General features: G+C 41.7%; 1 pseudogene. It reads left to right on the top strand.

From position 1 onward, the window contains the following. Positions 1–1,050: pseudogene (locus tag QM887_RS09895) on the top strand (YSIRK signal domain/LPXTG anchor domain surface protein); the annotation flags it as partial.

Genomic DNA, 1,050 nt, shown 5'->3' on the forward strand with positions numbered 1-1,050 from the left:
CTGTCCGTGATGAAGATAAGAAACAAACCACTCTAACCTTCTACATTGACAAAGATAACGATGGTAATTATACAGAAGGAACTGATACCCTTATTCAAACATCCATTGTGAAAGATGGACAAGATGGAGCGACAGGTCAGTCAGGTCGTGATGGTAAAGAAGTTCTCAATGGTAAGGTAAATCCAGAAGCAAGCCAAGGTAAGGATGGAGACAGCTTCGTTAATACTGAAACAGGCGATGTCTTCGTTAAGAAGGACAATGAATGGAAACCAGCAGGTAACATCAAAGGTCCTAAAGGCGATAAAGGTGAGAACGGTAAAGACGGCTTCACTCCAGAAGTAACTGTGACAGACAACCAAGATGGCAGTCATACCATTACTATTACTCAGCCAGAAGGTAAGCCAGCCCTTACAACAGTCGTTAAAAACGGAGTAGATGGGCAAACACCAAAAGTTAAAGCTGTTCGTGATGAAGATAAGAAACAAACCACTCTAACCTTCTACATTGACAAAGATAACGATGGTAATTATACAGAAGGAACTGATACCCTTATTCAAACATCCATTGTGAAAGATGGACAAGATGGAGCGACAGGCCAGTCAGGTCGTGATGGTAAAGAAGTTCTCAATGGTAAGGTAAATCCAACACCAAGTCAAGGTAAGGATGGAGACAGCTTCGTTAATACTGAAACAGGCGATGTCTTCGTTAAGAAGGACAATGCATGGGAACCAGCAGGTAACATCAAAGGTCCTAAAGGCGATAAAGGTGAGAACGGTAAAGATGGCTTCACTCCAACAGTAACTGTTACAGACAACCAAGATGGCAGTCATACCATTACTATTACTCAGCCAGAAGGTAAGCCAGCCCTTACAACAGTCGTTAAAAACGGAGTAGATGGGCAAACACCAAAAGTTAAAGCTGTTCGTGATGAAGATAAGAAACAAACCACTCTAACCTTCTACATTGACAAAGATGGTGATGGTAACTATACAGAAGGAACTGATACCCTTATTCAAACATCCATTGTGAAAGATGGACAAGATGGAGCGA

This window comes from Streptococcus infantis, from assembly GCF_047460875.1.
Lineage (GTDB): Bacteria > Bacillota > Bacilli > Lactobacillales > Streptococcaceae > Streptococcus > Streptococcus infantis_AA.